The organism is Cedecea sp. (assembly GCF_036500665.1).
In the GTDB taxonomy this organism is placed as follows: Bacteria; Pseudomonadota; Gammaproteobacteria; order Enterobacterales; family Enterobacteriaceae; genus Cedecea.
Window position 1 is genome coordinate 1 of sequence record NZ_DASYBS010000126.1, and the last position, 15,142, is coordinate 15,142.

Annotated in this window: 14 protein-coding genes; 4 read left to right on the forward strand and 10 right to left on the reverse strand. The window is 58.0% G+C overall.

The window, feature by feature from the left end; all coding sequences use genetic code 11:
- Positions 1-251, forward strand: a 251-nt coding sequence (locus tag VGM55_RS20725) for a hypothetical protein (protein ID WP_331636518.1), incomplete at its 5' end; no start/stop codon positions are given.
- Between the two features lie 65 nt (positions 252-316).
- Here the strand turns inward: VGM55_RS20725 and VGM55_RS20730 are convergent.
- From VGM55_RS20730 to VGM55_RS20770, 9 genes are all read right to left on the reverse strand, one after another.
- Positions 317-1,348 carry an NADP-dependent oxidoreductase gene (locus VGM55_RS20730; protein ID WP_331636519.1) on the reverse strand — a complete coding sequence of 344 codons (1,032 nt, stop codon included), beginning with the start codon at positions 1,346-1,348 and terminating at the stop codon, positions 317-319.
- 86 nt (positions 1,349-1,434) lie between these two features.
- Positions 1,435-2,280 carry a triphosphoribosyl-dephospho-CoA synthase CitG gene (gene citG, locus VGM55_RS20735; protein WP_331636521.1) on the reverse strand — a complete coding sequence of 282 codons (846 nt, stop codon included), beginning with the start codon at positions 2,278-2,280 and terminating at the stop codon, positions 1,435-1,437.
- Positions 2,258-2,797: a citrate lyase holo-[acyl-carrier protein] synthase gene (gene citX, locus VGM55_RS20740; RefSeq protein ID WP_331636522.1), complete on the reverse strand. Its 540-nt coding sequence runs from the start codon at positions 2,795-2,797 to the stop codon at positions 2,258-2,260. The genes citG and citX overlap by 23 nt, the downstream gene beginning before the upstream one ends.
- A 5-nt stretch (positions 2,798-2,802) precedes the next feature.
- Positions 2,803-4,326: a citrate lyase subunit alpha gene (gene citF, locus VGM55_RS20745; protein ID WP_331636523.1), complete on the reverse strand. Its 1,524-nt coding sequence runs from the start codon at positions 4,324-4,326 to the stop codon at positions 2,803-2,805.
- A gap of 11 nt (positions 4,327-4,337) precedes the next feature.
- On the reverse strand, positions 4,338-5,213 hold the full coding sequence (citE, locus tag VGM55_RS20750) for a citrate (pro-3S)-lyase subunit beta (RefSeq protein ID WP_331636524.1): 876 nt from the start codon (positions 5,211-5,213) through the stop codon (positions 4,338-4,340).
- Entirely contained in the window at positions 5,210-5,503 is a 294-nt protein-coding gene (gene citD / locus VGM55_RS20755; RefSeq protein WP_154187020.1) for a citrate lyase acyl carrier protein, read from the reverse strand. Before citD ends, citE begins: the two co-directional genes overlap by 4 nt.
- A 24-nt stretch (positions 5,504-5,527) precedes the next feature.
- Positions 5,528-6,571: a [citrate (pro-3S)-lyase] ligase gene (gene citC, locus VGM55_RS20760; protein WP_331636526.1), complete on the reverse strand. Its 1,044-nt coding sequence runs from the start codon at positions 6,569-6,571 to the stop codon at positions 5,528-5,530.
- A gap of 4 nt (positions 6,572-6,575) precedes the next feature.
- Entirely contained in the window at positions 6,576-7,445 is an 870-nt protein-coding gene (locus VGM55_RS20765) for a fumarylacetoacetate hydrolase family protein (protein ID WP_061278922.1), read from the reverse strand.
- Positions 7,446-7,468: 23 nt separating this feature from the next.
- Positions 7,469-8,833, reverse strand: a complete 1,365-nt coding sequence (locus tag VGM55_RS20770) for a 2-hydroxycarboxylate transporter family protein (protein ID WP_331636529.1) — start codon at positions 8,831-8,833, stop codon at positions 7,469-7,471.
- 304 nt (positions 8,834-9,137) lie between these two features.
- On the opposite strand from VGM55_RS20770, the gene VGM55_RS20775 reads away from it, so the two are divergent.
- On the forward strand, positions 9,138-10,754 hold the full coding sequence (locus VGM55_RS20775) for a sensor histidine kinase (protein ID WP_331636531.1): 1,617 nt from the start codon (positions 9,138-9,140) through the stop codon (positions 10,752-10,754).
- Between the two features lie 10 nt (positions 10,755-10,764).
- Positions 10,765-11,454, forward strand: coding sequence for a response regulator (locus VGM55_RS20780; protein WP_154187016.1), 690 nt, complete (start codon positions 10,765-10,767; stop codon positions 11,452-11,454).
- Between the two features lie 32 nt (positions 11,455-11,486).
- Here VGM55_RS20780 and VGM55_RS20785 read toward each other — a convergent pair whose 3' ends face one another.
- Positions 11,487-13,007 carry a methyl-accepting chemotaxis protein gene (locus VGM55_RS20785; protein WP_154187015.1) on the reverse strand — a complete coding sequence of 507 codons (1,521 nt, stop codon included), beginning with the start codon at positions 13,005-13,007 and terminating at the stop codon, positions 11,487-11,489.
- Positions 13,008-13,311: 304 nt separating this feature from the next.
- Between VGM55_RS20785 and proP the strand changes: the two genes are divergently transcribed.
- Positions 13,312-14,817 carry a glycine betaine/L-proline transporter ProP gene (gene proP, locus VGM55_RS20790; RefSeq protein ID WP_061278931.1) on the forward strand — a complete coding sequence of 502 codons (1,506 nt, stop codon included), beginning with the start codon at positions 13,312-13,314 and terminating at the stop codon, positions 14,815-14,817.
- Positions 14,818-15,142 lie beyond the last annotated feature (325 nt).

Genomic DNA, 15,142 nt, shown 5'->3' on the forward strand with positions numbered 1-15,142 from the left:
CCTTGTTCCCGGCTCTCATCGCCCCCGGTTATGACCCAACTCAGGCGGGGTTGAGCTGCCGGGAGCAGCGAAAGAGAGCGATCGTCGGGAACGAATCGCGAACGACCCCGAATGTTTGGGTGATGGCCGGTGGGTTTACCGCTTCAGCGGCGATGAGCTCGTCGGGCGCCGGGGCTGTTCGGGGGATGGCGTTATCCCCCGGACACGTTCACCGTGCTCTGAACGTGCAGGGAAAACAGACCTACGGGTGAACGGAACAGTTACGGGGCTAAAGATATACCCCGACACTCAATATACTGACGACGAGCCTAACCCCTTACTCCGCCACCTTCACAATCAACTTGCCGAAGTTCTTCCCGGACAGCAGGCCCTGGAACGCCTCCACGGCATTCTCCAGCCCGTCTACGATATCTTCTCGGAACTCAATCTCTCCGGCGGCAATCCACTCGCTCATCTGCTTAAAGAACTCCTCGTAGCGGTGGCTGTAATCCTGGCTGATGATAAACCCTTCCACGCGCATGCGTTTTTTCAGAATGGTTGCCATCAGCTCAGGCAGACGATCGTGCTCAAACGCGCTGCTGCCGCCGTTGTACTGGCTGATCATGCCGCAAACCGGGATACGCGCTTTGGTATTCAGCAGCGGGAAGACTGCGTCAAACACCGCGCCGCCGACGTTTTCAAAATAGACGTCGATGCCGTTCGGGCAGGCTTTGGCCAGCTGTGCAGCAAAATCGCTGGCGCGGTGATCGAGGCACTCATCAAACTTCAGGGTCTCTTTTACATAGCGACATTTATCTTCACCACCCGCAATGCCGATGATCTTAGCGCCGCGCAGGCGAGCCGTTTGCCCCACGATGGAGCCCACCGCGCCGCTGGCGGCCGCCACCACCACGGTTTCGCCCGGCTGCGGGTTACCGATATCGGTCAGCCCCATGTAGCCGGTAAAGCCCGGCATGCCGAGCAGCCCCAGCGCCCAGGAAGGGTGAGACATGTTTTTATCCAGCTTCCGCAGGCCTTCTCCATTTGAAATCGAATAGTCCTGCCAGCCAGAATCAGCCAGCACCAGGTCACCCGGCTGATAATCAGGATGCTGCGAGCTTTCCACCCGGCTCACGGTTCCGCCGACAATCACTTCGCCGATGGCAATCGGCGCCGAGTAGGATTTGGCGTCGCTCATGCGTCCGCGCATATACGGGTCGAGGGACAGGAAAAGCGTGCGCAGCAGCACCTCGCCTTTACCGGGCGTTGGAACAGCTACTTCTTCGAGATGGAGATCTTCGCGGGTCGGCATTCCCTGCGGGCGTTTAGCCAGCACAAAGCGACGGTTTTTATCTGCGGTCTGAGCCATGAGGTACTCCTTTTATTTTCCAGAGTGGAAACATCATCCTGGACAAAAACCTGCAACACTGGCATGAAATTCGTGCTGGATAGCCGTTACACCACAATTTTCGCTAAAACGACGCTGACCGCCAGCAGATCTGCACTTCCGCCGGGGCTAAGATTGCGGGCGATAAGGTCGGCATCCATCTGCCGAAGATGGTCCTCGTGCCAGCCCTGCTGCAGCAAGCGGGCAGCATAGCGTTGCACATAGCGAAGCCCGTTTAGTCCGCCACGCGAAACCAGATTAGTGTCCGGGTTAGCGGCCATCAGGCGCAGCATCGCATTCAGCAGGCGGCGTTTCGGGCAACTCTCCGTCTGCCAGTAAGGCAGCACGTGCTGGCGCACCGTCAGGAATCCGCTTTCCGCCTCGCCGCGTGCGCCGGTCAGGCCAAACTGCTGATAGAGCCTTTCACCAACCGACGAAGCCTTACGGGCCGCGAGCAGCTCTCTTTCCACGATACCACTGCATATCTCACTCACGCTGGAACATAAAGCCGATGCGGTGAGCGCTTTGCCCTGCCCCTGCAGGCGGCCGGTGGCGGTTGAAAGCAGCCCCAGCGAAAACACGCCGCCTTTGTGCGTATTCACCCCTTGGGTGGCCTGGTACATTGCCTGCTCGCAGGCGATGCCCGCCGGACGGATCAGCCGCAGCATCTCGCAGGCTCCGCGCCCCGCATGTTCACGCCCCAGAGCGTGGAACGTGCTGAACCAGGGGCCAATGGCGGCGATGCTGTCGAGAAACATCGGCAGATCCATATCGCGGTGCGAGCCGCTGTTGGCGCCGTCCACCAGCCCCGGCTTTGGCGTCAACCAAACTTCGTCCAGCAGCGCCTGCCGCACCAGATTTGGCACATCCGGTGCGGCGGCAGAAGCTGAGTTAATCCCTGGCAAACCAGCCATCTATCAGCCTCTCAACGCGCGCGGTGACTTCATCCATGGGGTGGCGACGAGAACGCGCGCAGGCATGCGCGGGCTCGTTGCACACCAGGCAGCGCCGCCCCGACAGGTCCAGCGAGGTTCGCCCCACCGGGCCGTTTTGCGGGCAAATCACGTCCGCATCCCACAGCCTGCCGAGCGGATGGGTTTGCTCCAGCTCGACCGTGGCCGCTTTAAGCTCGCTGGCGGAGTGCGCCACGCTCCACATCGCTTCGGCGCCGCTCGGCAGCCAAAACACCTGCCGCTCGATAACCGACCAGCGATAGCGCCACAGCAGCTGGTCGCAGGCCTGCAACGCCACCGCCATACAGTTACGATAGCGAATACTGTCTTTCACCGGCCCCGGCGTCACCAGCGTCAGGGAAAGCACCGGCTGGCGATGCTTAACCAGCCAGGCGTGCTGCCGATTCGCCCGTCGCTCTTTGGCCTCAAGCAGGGCGGCAAGGGTAACGCCCTCCGCCTCCAGAAGCGTTTCACTCATTTGGCTTACTCCTCTTTTACCTGGTGCACCACGTCGATCACGCTGCCGTCGCGGTAGCGGATCACACCGACGATGCGCGGCGTAAATTCGATCGGCTTCGGTTCGCCGGTCAGGGAAATAGCACGCTGATAAAGATCTTCGATGTTGACGATCTTCATCCCCGCGCTTTCAAGCCGCGCGCGGATCTCCGGGCGGGCCGGGTTAACCGCCACGCCGTGATCCGTCACCAGCACGTCAATGCTTTCCCCCGGCGTGACTTGCGTGGTCACCCGTTTGACGACGGTCGGAATTCGGGTCCGCAGCAGCGGAGCAACCACAATCGTCAGGTTTGCCGCGCTCGCCACGTCGCAGTGCCCGCCGGATGCGCCACGCATCACGCCGTCGGAACCGGTTATCACGTTGACGTTAAAGTCGATGTCGATCTCCAGCGCGCTGAGGATCACCACGTCAAGCTGGTCGCAGCTCGTGGCCTTCGCGCCGGGGTTGGCGTAGACGTTGGTGGAGATCTCAATGTGGTTAGGATTGCGCGCCAGCGAGGCCGCCGCCTGACCGTCAAAACACTGGGTATCAAGCAGTTTTTCGATCAGCCCTTTTTCGTGGAGATCCACCAGGCTGCCGGTGATCCCGCCGAGGGCAAAGCGTGCCACCACGCCGTTGCGCTCCATTTTTTCCTCCATAAAGCGCGTGCAGGCGGTGGCCGCCGCGCCGGAGCCGGTCTGCATGGAAAAACCGTGGCGGAAGTAACCCGAATGTTCAATGACTTCGGCTGCGGTACGGGCAATCATCAGCTCACGCGGGTTGTTGGTGACGCGCGCCGCCCCGACGCTGATTTTGGCCGGGTCGCCCACGGTATCGACCTTGACGATGTAGTCCACTTCATCCTGCATCAGGCTGGCGGGCATGTTGGGGAACGGCACCAGTTCTTCGGTTAACAGCACGACCTTGCGGGCAAAATGGGCGTCCACTTTGGCGTAGCCCAGCGAACCGCAGCAGGATTTGCCGTGGGTGCCGTTGGCGTTGCCGTATTCGTCGCTGCACGGCACGCCGAGAAACGCCACGTCGATTTTCAGCTCGCCGTCCTGCAGCAGCTTCACGCGCCCGCCGTGGGAGTGAATCTGTACCGGCTCCGCCATCAGGCCGTGAGAAATCGCTTCCGCCAGCTTGCCGCGCATGCCGGAGGTGTAAATGCGGCTAATCACGCCGTCGTGAATGGGCTCGATCAGCGCCTCGTTGCAGGTCATTAGCGAACTTGAAGCCAGCGTCAGGTTTTTAAAACCGAGGCGGGCCAGCGTGGCAACCACGTGGTTAATCACCCGATCGCCTTCCCGGAAAGCATGATGGAAGGAGATGGTCATGCCGTCCTTCAGCCCGCTTTGGGCAATCGCCTGCTCCAGCGTGTCGCAAAGCTTGCGGGTTTTCTTCGCGTCGGCATCCGCCAGCCACGGCGTGGTTTGATGTGCCCCGTCAAAGCTTCGCAGGTGAGAAAGGTGCGGGTACTCAAGGTGTAAAAGTTCGGTCATTTTGCTCATTGTTTTTATCCTTAGCGACGCACGCCGGAAGCCGCGGCGCGCTCAAGCACCACCTGCGCATGGTTAATGATCGGCGCGTCGATCATCTTGCCGTTGAGCGACACCACGCCCAGGCCGTTGCGATCCCCTTCATCGGCGGCGGCAATGACCCGGCGGGCATAGTCGACTTCGTCCTGCGTTGGCGCATAGGCGTTATGCAGCAGCTCGATCTGCCGGGGATTGATCAGCGATTTGCCGTTGAAACCCATTTTGCGGATCAGCTCGACTTCCCGCAGGAACCCGGCTTCGTTATTCACGTCGGACCAAACCACATCGAAAGCATCAATCCCGGCAGCGCGTGCGGCATGAAGCACCGCGCAGCGGGCATAGAACAGCTCCGTGCCGTCGCCGCGCTCGGTTTGCATATCCATCACGTAATCAAAGGCCGCCAGCGCAATACCGATAAGGCGCGGGGAAGAACGCGCGATGGCGACGGCGTTAATCACGCCCACGGCGGATTCAATCGCCGCCACCAGTTTGGTGGAGCCTGGCTCGCGTCCGCACGCTTTTTCAATGCGCTCAAGGTGAGATTCCAGCAGGAAGATATCTTCCGGCGTGTCGGTTTTCGGCAGGCGCACCACGTCCACACCTGCGCGCACCACGGCCTCAAGATCGTCCAGGCCAAACGGCGTATTCAGCGGATTAATACGCACCACGGTTTCGATGTCGCGGTACATCGGGTGCTGCAGGGCATGGAACACCAGCACGCGGGCGGTATCTTTCTCACGCAGCGCCACGGCGTCTTCCAGGTCGAACATGATCGAGTCCGGGCGGTAGATAAAGGCGGTCGAAAGCATGGCGGCGTTGGCGCCGGGGAGGAACAGCATGCTGCGACGGAGTTTTTTCATTGTAGTTTTTCCCAGTCAATTTTTTCGGCATCGGCGCCGCGCAGCACCGCGCTTTGCAGGCGGGCGCGGATCACGCAGTCCAGCGCCCCCTTGTCTTCCAGAATAAAAATCCCTTCTTTCACGCCGAGCTGGGCAAGGGTTTGCTCCGCCACCCGGCGAATCTGGTCGCCAAACTGCTTTTGTACTTCACTGTGGATCATCAGGCTGAACTCGCCTTCGGCGGGGGCCACTCTCACCAGCAGATCGCTGGACTCCAGCGTCCCGGCTAAGGCTTGCTTTACGATTCTCATAAGGCTTTGTCCTGGTTAAAGAAATCAGGCCATATCCAGCGCGTAGTGCCGCTGAAGATGGCTAAAGGTACTGTCCGGGACAATTTCCCGGATGCGGGCCATTTGCTGGCTCTTGAGTAAGGCACGGACTTCAGAGGCGGAAATCTCTCGTCCGGCGGCATGGCATTTACGCGGCAGCTCGACCACCTGAATCGACGCCGCGCTGTGGTGGCGATGCACCTCCAGCCAGTAGCGCATGGCCTGGTTGTACTCGCGGGTGACGGCGCAGAACGGCTCGTTGCCGACAAACCGGTGGGTCACGCCCAGCGCCGGAGCGACGTAGTCACGGAAAATCATCAGATCCATTGCGCTCCAGGTTTTGTCGATAAGCCCGCTCTCTTTCAGGAAATAACCCGGAAAGGTGGCGCGGGAGATCAGGTAGTCAGAGCCGGGATGCACAATCACGTTGGGTAAGTGAGCCACTCCCTGGCGAACCATCTCCCACCGTTCCTCGAACGGAAAAAATGAAGCGTCCTCACGGACCACAAACAGATGCAGCCAGTCGCAGCGCGCCGCCGCCTGTTCGGCCAGGTAGCGGTGGCCGAGGGTGAACGGGTTGGCGTTCATCACGATGGAGCCGATCCGATTTCCCGGTTTGCGCAATTTCTCCAGCCCGGCGCAGTAGCGGCTGATGCCCACGGGCGTGTTTTCCATCAGCACCGCAGCCTCGTCGACCTGCACCAGCGGCCAGAAACCGCTCTGGCGAAACCGGTCAAGGTTGTACGGGCGGGTAAACAGGAACAGATGCGCCTGCCCGCGTTCCATCGCGATATGCTGAATTTCCCCCAGCAGCCGCACGCTAAGGTTGTCCCCGCGCCAGGCTTCATCCACCGCCACGCACTTGATGGTGCGCCACGCCAGCCCCGCACAGCCGACGATATTTGCCCCGGCAAGGGCGACGACGAACAGCTGAATGTCGCCGTCCAGCCCGAGCTGGTTACGCCCCAGCAGATCCCGTATGGCCGCCAGCGCCTGCGGCTGGCGCTGCGGATCGACGGTACTGAACTCGATAGGGTTGGACTGGAACATAGCGTTAGTGGGCCACCGCCTCTGAAACCTGCGGCACGCGGGACTCAACGATCACGTTGCTGAGATGGCCGATGCGTTCAATTTCAACCTCGATGCGGTCTCCCGGCTTCATAAACAGCGGTGGCGTGCGCTTTTTGCCAACGCCGCCGGGAGAGCCGGTAATGATCACGTCGCCCGCGCTGAGCGAGGTGAAGGTCGAGATGTATTCGATAAGCTCGGCGACCTTGTGGATCATGCTGCTGGTGTTGTCCTCCTGCACCATGCGGCCGTTCAGCCAGGTGCGGATCGCCAGATCGTGCGGATCGCGAATTTCATCCGCCGTGGTCATCCACGGGCCAAAAGCGCCGGTCTGCGGCCAGTTTTTCCCGGCGGTAAACCACGTGTGCTGCCAGTCGCGCGCCGAACCGTCCATATAGCAGCTGTAGCCGGCCACGTGGCTCAGCGCATCCGCCGCCGCAATGTTCACGCCGCCTTTGCCGATGATCACCGCCAGTTCGCCTTCGTAGTCAAATTCGCTGGAATGATGAGGTTTCACCACCGGGGAATCATGTCCGGTCTGGGAGTCAGCAAAGCGTACAAACAGCGTCGGCGCCGGGTTGTGCTGGTCGAACTCTTTACGCTTGTCGGCGTAGTTCATGCCAACGCAGAGGATTTTTTCAGGGCGTTCGATGACCGGCAGCCAGCGAACGTCTGCGGCTGCGACATCGGCCTTCAGCCCGGCAAACGCCAGCGCTTCATGCACGGCATCCGCCGCCAGCAGCGCTTTCAGGTCCGCAAAACGTGAGCCCAAACGGCGACCCAGGTCGATGATGCCTTCCGGCGTCACCACGCCGTAGCTCCGCTGACCCTGAAGTAAATAACTTGCGAGTTTCATAACAGTTCCTGGTTAATCAAAAATCAGACAAGAAAGTTGCCAAGCACCAGCAGCGCCACCGAAACGTTGATCGCCCCGCCGATGCGGGTAGCAATCTGGGCGAACGGCATCAGCGACATGCGGTTGCCGGCGGTAAGAATGGCGACGTCGCCGGTGCCGCCCTGCCCGCTCTGGCAGCAGGAGACGATGGCCACATCGATAGGGTGCATGCCGATCTTTTTCCCGACGAAAAAGCCGGTCGCCACCAGCGCGCTGACGGTGCTGACGATGACCAGCAGGTTGGTAAGGGTGAAAGCGTCAACCAGCTCGTTCCACGGGGTGATCGCCACGCCCACGGCAAACAGAATCGGATAGGTCACGGCGGTCTGGAAGAATTTATAAACCACCTGAGAGCCCGCCAGCATGCGTGGGGAAACCCCGTGGCAGAGCTTGATCAGCACGGCGACAAACAGCATCCCTACCGGGGCCGGCAAGCCAATCAGTTTATGCAGCAGCATGCCCACCATGTAGAGCAGCACCGCCAGCAGCGCGCCGGAAGCGATAGTGGTAACGTCCGCTTTGCCACTGAACAGGGCTGCGGTTTGTTCTTTTTCGCCACCGTTGGTTTTGCCCGGCATCAGCTCGCCTTCACCGGTCAGGTGCGGGAAGCGTTTACCCAGCTGATTCAGGCAGCCGGAAATGACGATAGCCGTCAGGCTGCCCAGCATCACGATAGGCAGAATGCGCCCCAGCGCTACGCCCTGGTCCATGTGCAGCAGCGCGGCATAACCAATGGACAGCGGGATCGCTCCTTCCCCCACGCCCCCGGCCATGATCGGCAGGATCAGGAAGAAGAAGATTTGGAACGGCTCAAGGCCTAACGCCAGGCCAACGCCCATGCCGACAACCATGCCCACCACTTCGCCGCACAGCATCGGGAAGAAGATGCGCAGGAAGCCCTGAATCAGCGTGGTGCGGTTCATGCTCATGATGCTGCCGACGATGATGCAGCAGATGTAGAGGTAAAGGATGTTGGTGGATTTATAGAATTTGGTGGTGGACTCCACCACCGCATCCGGCAGCAGGCCGTAATAGACCAGCGCGGAAGGGATGAAGGTGGCGCAGATGGCGGCGGCGCCCATTTTACCGATCACCGGCAGGCGTTTACCAAACTCGCCGCAGGCAAAGCCGAAGAAGGCCAGCGTCGCTACCATCACCACGATATCGCTCGGCAGCTTACCGCCGAGGCAGTCGATGGCGATCAGCGCCCCGGCCAGCACAAACAGCGGCAGCGGGATGATGCCCACCTTCCAGCTGTCGAGAATATGCCACCAGCGCTCCTTGAGCGTCGGCTTATTAAGATCAATAGATTCAGGAATGATGTTGTAGGAATCATCGGTCGTGCTCATATTCAAGCCCCTTTTTTAATTTGTCGGGGCAGACTAAAAGATTAAATACCCATGTAATGTGAGGACTGGCAGATTAAAACCGTTAATTTAAAGGCATCTATGGTGTTAATGGTTTCTATTTCGGCGTGGTTTTTATGGTTTTTATTCCCTGACTTAGATAAATCTTAAGGGGAAGAAAAAAATCATCAGAAATTAACGAAAAGTGCCGTTGCGTGAGGTTGTTCAAACTTTCGCTCAAAGCCGCGCAGCCAGCGGTTTATAGGTGTTAAGCTGCCGTTTTGCCTCACTGAATACACGCTGGCCTATGAAAGTCTCCTTTCAAATACGCTTATTTATCTATCTGGTTGCTTTCTTTTCCGTGCTATTTGCCATGCTCGGCACCTATTACTATTTCGACGTTGGCCGCCAGCTTTATCAGGAAATGAGCACCCGGGCGAGAATTCAGGCGGAAGATATTGCCTTAATTCCTACCCTGCAGGAGTCGGTGGCAAAAAAAGATATTCCGGCAATACACAACTTTATGCAAAAACTGGTCGTCCATAGTGATGCCAGCTTTATCGTGATCGGTGACGAGCAGGGCATTCATCTCTACCATTCGGTCCATGCCGACCGCGTGGGCAAAACTCTCGTCGGCGGCGATAACGAAGAGGTGCTGCAGGGCAAAAGCATCACCACGTTACGTAAGGGTGGTCTCGGCCTGTCGCTGCGCAGTAAAGCGCCGATATTCGACCAGCACGGTAAAGTGATCGGTATCGTCTCGGTGGGCTATCTGAAAAGCTATCTTGATGATGTGACCTCCGGCAAGGTGATCAATATTTTGCTCGCGGCGGTCATCCTCCTGCTGGCGCTGTTCGTCTTCTCCTGGTACTTCACGCGCAGCATCAAGAAGCAGATGTTTTCGCTGGAGCCTCGACAAATCAGCCTGCTGGTACGCCAGCAAAAAGCGATGATGGAGTCGATTTATGAAGGAGTAATAGCCATTGATAGCCACTCGCAGATCGAGGTGATCAATAAGGCGGCGAAGAAATTGCTTGGCCTGGAACAGCCTTCGCGCGAGATCAGGGGAAAGCAGATTTCCGCGGTGATCGAGCCGGTCACCTTCTTTGATCCGCAGGTGATGCTGGCGCGAGACACCCACGATGAAATCTGCGCCTTTAACGATCTCAGCGTGCTCGCCAGCCGGGTGCGAATTGAACTGGAAGGCGAACTTCAGGGCTGGGTCATCACCTTCCGCGACCGCAAAGATATTGATAGTCTGAGCTTCCAGCTCAGCCAGGTGAAGCGCTACGTGGATAACCTGCGCATTATGCGCCACGAACAGCTTAACCGCATGGCAACGCTTGCCGGGCTGCTGCATATGGCGCGCTACGATGATGCTAAACGCTACATCAAAGCGCAGTCCGAGCACGCACAAGAGGTGCTGGATTTTGTCTCCGCGCGTTTCTGTTCCGCCACGCTGTGTGGCCTGCTGCTGGGCAAATACGCCAGGGCTCGAGAGAAAGGCGTATCGCTGGCATTCGACCCGGCCTGCAGTATGACGAGAATGCCGTCTAACGTGCCGGAATCAGAGCTGATTTCCATCATCGGTAACTTGCTGGACAACGCGATTGAGGCAACCCAGCGCTCTGAGGGTGAACATCAGCCGGTTGAAGTCTATATCGTGATGAACGACCGGGAGTTAGTCATCGAGGTCGCCGACCACGGTGTCGGCATTGCGCCTGAACTGCGCGACCATATTTTCACGCCGGGGGTCACCACCAAAACCCACGGCGACCACGGGCTCGGCCTGCATCTTATCGCCAGCTATGTGGCGTTAGCGAAAGGCACAGTCGAGGTTTCTGATAATCTGCCGAGCGGGACCGTTTTCTCGGTATTTATTCCCGATGTTATCGCTGCGGGCAGTAACCTCGACCCAACGTAAGGCTTTGAGTATGCAAAAAGAAATGATTGATGTGCTTATCGTAGAGGATGAGAGTGAACTTGCCTCACTTCACGCGGAACTGATTGATAAGCACCCCCATCTCAATCTGGTGGGTATCGCCAACAGCCTGGCGGCCGCTCAGCGCCTGATGCTCGAAAAACAGCCGCAGCTTATCCTGCTGGATAACTATTTGCCGGATGGAAAAGGCATCACGCTATTTGGCAGCGACCTGCTAAAACAGCACGCCTGCTCGGTTATTTTCATTACCGCCGCCAGTGACATGGATACCTGCAGTCAGGCAATTCGCAGCGGCGCGTTTGACTATATCCTCAAGCCGGTGTCATGGAAGCGCCTGAGTCACTCGCTGGAGCGCTTCGTCCAGTTCAGCCAGCAGCAGCGCGAATGGAAGGTGGTGGATCAGCAAAACGTCGATAAGCTGTATGAACTCCAGGCGCGAAACGCCCCGCTGGACGCCGGGAGCAAGGGGATTGAGGAGAATACGCTGGAGCTGGTGCAGCGCCTGTTCCGCGAAGGCGAAGCCCAACGCTGTTTCTCAGTTGACGACGTGGTCAGTGAAACGAAGCTAAGCAAAACCACCGCCCGTCGCTACCTGGAACACTGCGTTGAAAAGGGGTTTCTCAGCGTCGAGATGCTGTACGGCAAGATTGGTCATCCCCGTCGTTTGTATAAGCGGAGTTGAGCGGATAGCGCAGGCTACCCGCTCCGAACACTTTACCCCAGAACCGTGACCGCATCCTGCAGGCGAGTCGCGCGGTGTTTAACCATCGCCGACACCTGGGCCCCCTCTTCCACCAGCTCGGCATTTTTCTGCGTGATGGCGTTCAGTTCCGCCACGGCACGGGTAATGTCCGCCAGGCCATCGGCCTGTTCTGAAGTGGCATGGCTTATCTGCCCGAGAAGCCGGGTGACGTTCTGCACCTGCGCCACGATGTCCTGCATGGTGCGCCCCGCCTCGTGAACCTGCACCGTGCCGGACTGCACCTTGCTGGCGCTGGCGTCAATCAGCTTGCGGATGTCGTTGGCCGCGCTGGCGCTACGCTGCGCCAGGTTACGTACTTCCCCGGCCACCACGGCAAACCCTTTGCCCTGCTCACCGGCACGGGCGGCTTCTACAGCGGCATTAAGCGCCAGAATATTGGTCTGGAAAGCGATATCGTTGATCAGGCTGGTGATGGAACCGATGCGCTGGGTGCTGTCGGCAATGTCGTCCATGGTGGTCACCACGGTTTCCATAGCCTGGCCACCCTGCGCCGCCGCATCACTGGCGGAGCTGGAGAGTTTGTCCGCCGCCGACGCGGTTTCCGAGTTGGTTTGTACCGACGCCGCCATTTGGTTCATGGTGGCAACCGTCTGCTGCACGTTGGCCACCGTCTGGCGGGTACGCTCATTGAGATCGTCATTCCCTTTCGCCATCGCCTCACTGCCGCTACGTACGTTGGCTACCTGACTACTGACGTCGTTAATCAGCCAGCGGCACATCAGCCCGAGCTGACCGATGGAGCGCAGGATAATGCCGATTTCATCGCTGCGCTGAAGGTGCTTCACGCGGTGGCTGTTGCCGGTCGCCACTTCCAGCGCCTGGCGGGCAACGTTTTCCAGCGGGCGAGCAATTTGCCATTCCAGCAATGCGCAAGCTAAGGCGGTAAACGCCGCGATGGCGAGCATTTGCAGCGGGCTTTGCCCCAGCACGAACGCCGAGGCCATCAGCAGAATAAACAAACCGCCCATTAGTCCGCGGATACGCCAACGCAGTGACAGAGTCGGCAGCTTGCCAAACAGTCCCTTACGCAGCACCAACCCTTTGTAAACGGTTTTGTTACTGCGCCCTTCGTTCAACGCCTTGTAGAGCGGCTCTGCGGTGGCAATCTCTTCCGGCGAGGCTTTGGTGCGAATAGACATATAGCCGGTGGTTTTGCCATGTCGAACTACCGGCACCGCGTTGGCGCGCACCCAGTAATGGTCACCGTTTTTACGGCGGTTCTTCACGATGCCGGTCCACGGCTCGCCCTGCTGGAGGGTAAACCACATATCGGCGAAAGCCGCCTTTGGCATATCGGGATGTCGCACGAGGTTATGCGCAGCGCCGCTTAGCTCATGGAGCTGGTAGCCACTGACCTGCACGAAGGTATCGTTCGCATGCGTGATGTAACTTTTCAGATCGGTGGTGGACATCAGGGTCGTATCGTCATCGAGCGTGTATTCACGCTGGGTGACCGGCACATGGGCGGACATAGCAACTCCCTTTGAGAGGTTATCCAGATGTTAATTCTTTGATGGTATGCATGTTATGTCGGCGGGGCAAAATTTTACTTTAGTGAAAAATTTTGATATTGATCACAGTTATGAATATTGACCACAATATTTATAAGCCTGAGTAATTCTTTCAAATTCAAATAGTTCACAAGAGAAATTACTCATCCCTCACTTCTAACGCAGTTATGTTTGAGTGCTGCAGTTTTAGCCAGCATTTGTCGTCTGGCCCACTACACTTACAGAGGGAATTTTTACCCCCGCAAGGAAAACTCGAGGATAAAAAATGCTAAAAAGGAAAAAGAAAGTCAGACCGATCAAGGTCAGTGATGTCACTATCATTGATGATGCGCGTCTGAAAAAAGCCATCACTGCCGCTTCGCTCGGTAACGCGATGGAATGGTTTGATTTCGGTGTTTACGGTTTTGTTGCTTACGCACTAGGTAAAGTCTTCTTCCCGGATGCCAGTCCGAGCGTTCAGATGATCGCCGCGCTGGGGACCTTCTCTGTTCCTTTCCTGATACGTCCACTGGGCGGCCTGTTCTTCGGGATGCTAGGGGATAAATACGGTCGTCAGAAAATCCTGGCTATCACCATCGTCATCATGTCGCTCAGTACGTTTGCTATCGGGCTGATTCCGTCCTATGCCACCATCGGCATCTGGGCACCTATCCTGCTGCTGCTGGCTAAAATGGCTCAGGGCTTCTCGGTAGGCGGCGAATACACCGGGGCCTCTATCTTCGTGGCGGAGTACTCGCCTGACCGTAAGCGCGGCTTTATGGGCAGCTGGCTGGACTTCGGTTCGATTGCCGGGTTCGTCTGCGGCGCGGGCGTGGTGGTGCTTATCACCGCTATCGTCGGCGAAGAGAACTTCCTCGACTGGGGCTGGCGTATTCCGTTCTTCCTCGCGCTGCCGTTAGGCATCATCGGCCTCTACCTGCGCCACGCGCTGGAAGAAACTCCGGCGTTCCAGCAGCACGTTGAGAAAATGGAACAGGGCGATCGCGAAGGTCTGGCAGACGGTCCAAAAGTTTCGTTCAAAGAGATTGCCACCAAGCACTGGCGCAGCCTGCTGGTCTGTATTGGCATTGTTATCTCGACCAACGTCACCTACTACATGCTGCTGACCTACATGCCGAGCTACCTTTCGCATAACCTGCATTATTCGGAAGAGCACGGGGTGCTGATCATCATCGCCATTATGGTGGGGATGCTGTTTGTGCAGCCGATGATCGGCCTGCTGAGCGACCGCTTTGGCCGTCGGCCGTTTATCTTCATGGGCAGTATCGGCCTGTTCCTGCTGTCGATTCCGGCCTTTATGCTGATTAACAGCAACGTGATTGGGCTGATCTTTGCCGGGTTACTGATCCTGGCGGTGGTGCTGAACTTCTTTATCGGCGTGATGGCATCCACATTGCCGGCCATGTTCCCGACCCATATCCGCTACAGCGCCCTGGCCAGCGCCTTTAACATTTCGGTGCTGATTGCGGGCGTGACGCCAACGGTTGCCGCATGGCTGGTCGAGAGTACACAAAACCTGATGATGCCGGCTTACTACCTGATGGTGGTGGCGATTATCGGCTTTATTACCGCTGTCACCATGAAAGAGACCGCCAATAAACCGCTGAAAGGCGCAACACCGGCGGCATCGGACATTGCGGAAGCGCGTGAAATTGTTCAGGAGCACCACGACAATATCGAGCAGAAAATCGAGGACCTGGATAAGGAAATCGAAGATCTGCAGGCGAAGCGAACGCTGTTGGTGCAGCAGCATCCAAGGATTAACGAGTAGTTTTCCCCTCACCCTGACCCTCTCCCCATGGGGGAGAGGGGATAAATAGAGAGCTTTCACCTGCGCGTGAGGGCTTTTTTTTGCTCTTTTTCCAGTTCTGCCTCTTCGTGGCAAATATCCACGATAATGCAGGGGCAGATGAGATTCCGTTCACTTCCAGTCCTGTTTTATATGCAGCCACCGAACCGGTGAACGACTCGGGGAAGTCACCGTCACTTCCCCGAGACCCCGGACTCCCGGCGAAATAAATCGACCGCTAAAGCGGCAGACCTCCGTTTTATCTCCCAGTCCTGGGTCGGCTGAGATGCGTTCCCGACGCTCTCAG

Excerpts from the sequence above, each read along its gene's own strand:
- VGM55_RS20730 (WP_331636519.1), bottom strand. The coding sequence starts at position 1,348 with ATGGCTCAGACCGCAGATAAAAACCGTCGCTTTGTGCTGGCTAAACGC.
- citG (WP_331636521.1), bottom strand. The coding sequence starts at position 2,280 with ATGGCTGGTTTGCCAGGGATTAACTCAGCTTCTGCCGCCGCACCGGAT.
- citX (WP_331636522.1), bottom strand. The coding sequence starts at position 2,797 with ATGAGTGAAACGCTTCTGGAGGCGGAGGGCGTTACCCTTGCCGCCCTG.
- citF (WP_331636523.1), bottom strand. The coding sequence starts at position 4,326 with ATGAGCAAAATGACCGAACTTTTACACCTTGAGTACCCGCACCTTTCT.
- citE (WP_331636524.1), bottom strand. The coding sequence starts at position 5,213 with ATGAAAAAACTCCGTCGCAGCATGCTGTTCCTCCCCGGCGCCAACGCC.
- citD (WP_154187020.1), bottom strand. The coding sequence starts at position 5,503 with ATGAGAATCGTAAAGCAAGCCTTAGCCGGGACGCTGGAGTCCAGCGAT.
- citC (WP_331636526.1), bottom strand. The coding sequence starts at position 6,571 with ATGTTCCAGTCCAACCCTATCGAGTTCAGTACCGTCGATCCGCAGCGC.
- VGM55_RS20765 (WP_061278922.1), bottom strand. The coding sequence starts at position 7,445 with ATGAAACTCGCAAGTTATTTACTTCAGGGTCAGCGGAGCTACGGCGTG.
- VGM55_RS20770 (WP_331636529.1), bottom strand. The coding sequence starts at position 8,833 with ATGAGCACGACCGATGATTCCTACAACATCATTCCTGAATCTATTGAT.
- VGM55_RS20775 (WP_331636531.1), top strand. The coding sequence starts at position 9,138 with ATGAAAGTCTCCTTTCAAATACGCTTATTTATCTATCTGGTTGCTTTC.
- VGM55_RS20780 (WP_154187016.1), top strand. The coding sequence starts at position 10,765 with ATGCAAAAAGAAATGATTGATGTGCTTATCGTAGAGGATGAGAGTGAA.
- VGM55_RS20785 (WP_154187015.1), bottom strand. The coding sequence starts at position 13,007 with ATGTCCGCCCATGTGCCGGTCACCCAGCGTGAATACACGCTCGATGAC.
- proP (WP_061278931.1), top strand. The coding sequence starts at position 13,312 with ATGCTAAAAAGGAAAAAGAAAGTCAGACCGATCAAGGTCAGTGATGTC.